This is a genomic window from Kitasatospora sp. NPDC036755, assembly GCF_040636595.1.
Taxonomy (GTDB): domain Bacteria; phylum Actinomycetota; class Actinomycetes; order Streptomycetales; family Streptomycetaceae; genus Kitasatospora.
Map to the genome: position 1 here is coordinate 1 of NZ_JBEZUT010000690.1, position 1,265 is coordinate 1,265.

A 1,265-nucleotide genomic window follows, 5' to 3' on the forward strand; every position below is an offset into this window, starting at 1 on the left:
ACGGTCTGGCCGATCCGCTCCAGGAACTCCTCCCACTTCAGCGGCCCGGCCGGCGGGGCCCGGTCAGGCGGAGGCGCCGCCGTCCAGCACCAGGTCGCTGCCGACGGTGTAGCCGGCCTCCGGCGAGGCCAGGTACAGCACCGCGGCGGCCACCTCCCCGGTCGCGCCGGCCCGGCCGACCGGGACCTCGGCCTTCATCCGCTCGGCCTTGGCCCCGGCGTCCTCGCCCGGGCGGGAGGACATCGGGGTGTCCACCGGGCCGGGGCTGACGGTGTTGATCCGCACGCCCTCGGCGATGTGGTCGAGGGCGGCGGCCCGGGTCAGCACGGTGACGGCGGCCTTGCTGGCGGCGTAGGCGCCGACGCCCGCGAGCCGCCTGTGGGCGCCCAGGTTGGACGAGACGTTGACGATCGCGCCGCCGCCGTGGGCCCGCATGTGGGCGATCTGCGACTGCATGGCGAGCAGGGTGCCGGTGACGTTGACGCCGATCACCCGCTGCCACTCGGCCTCGTCGATGTCGGCGACCGGGCCGGCGGCGCCGAACACTCCGGCGTTGTTGACGGCGACGTCGAGGGCGCCGAAGCGCTCGACGGTCTCGCGCACCAGCCGGGCGGCGTCCTGGGCCTTCGTCACGTCGCCGGTGAGCGCGACGGCCTTGCCGCCGGCGGCCTCGATCAGCTCGACGGTCTCGGCGAGCGGTCCGGCGCCGCGGCCGGCGACCGCGACCCGGGCGCCCTCCTGGGCGAAGGCGAGCGCGATGGCCCGGCCGATGCCGCTGCCGGCACCGGTGACCAGGACGGACTTGTCAGCGAAACGCGTGGTCATGAGGTGAACTCCTTGATCCGAGTGGTGTGTTCGGGTTCGGTGGGGACAGTGGGGAGAGTGGGGACGGTGGTCCGGGGCAGGGCGGCGACCGCGACGGCGGTGAGCGCCAGGCCCGCGGCGGCCGCCGCGAAGGCCGCGGCGTAGCCGCCGACGACGCTCGGCCGGGTGGCGGCGAGCGCCATCAGCGCGGCCAGTCCGGCCGTGGGGCCGAGTTCCATGGCCGTGTTGAACACTCCCGCGGCCAGCCCGGTGCGCTCGGGCGCGACCCCGCCGGTGGCGAGCACGGCCGCACCGGCGAAGGCCGCGGCGGCGCCGGCGGGCAGCAGGAGCAGCCCGGGCAGCAGGCCGAGGGGGTAGCCGCTGCCGGGGGTGAGTCCGGCCAGCAGGCCGAGCCCGGCGGCCGCCGTGGCGAGGCCGCCGGCGGTGACGGCCCCCGGCCC

1 protein-coding gene and 1 pseudogene are annotated in these 1,265 nt (G+C 77.2%); both read right to left on the reverse strand.

Annotated features, from left to right (window positions below):
* Positions 1-63: 63 nt before the first annotated feature.
* Positions 64-825 (reverse strand): glucose 1-dehydrogenase, encoded by a 762-nt coding sequence (locus AB0E96_RS41240; RefSeq protein WP_359831978.1) that lies wholly within the window; start codon positions 823-825, stop codon positions 64-66.
* Positions 822-1,265 (reverse strand): annotated as a pseudogene (locus AB0E96_RS41245) (MFS transporter); the annotation flags it as partial. The gene AB0E96_RS41240 and the pseudogene AB0E96_RS41245, both read right to left, overlap by 4 nt.

Excerpts from the sequence above, each read along its gene's own strand:
- AB0E96_RS41240 (WP_359831978.1), bottom strand. The coding sequence starts at position 825 with ATGACCACGCGTTTCGCTGACAAGTCCGTCCTGGTCACCGGTGCCGGC.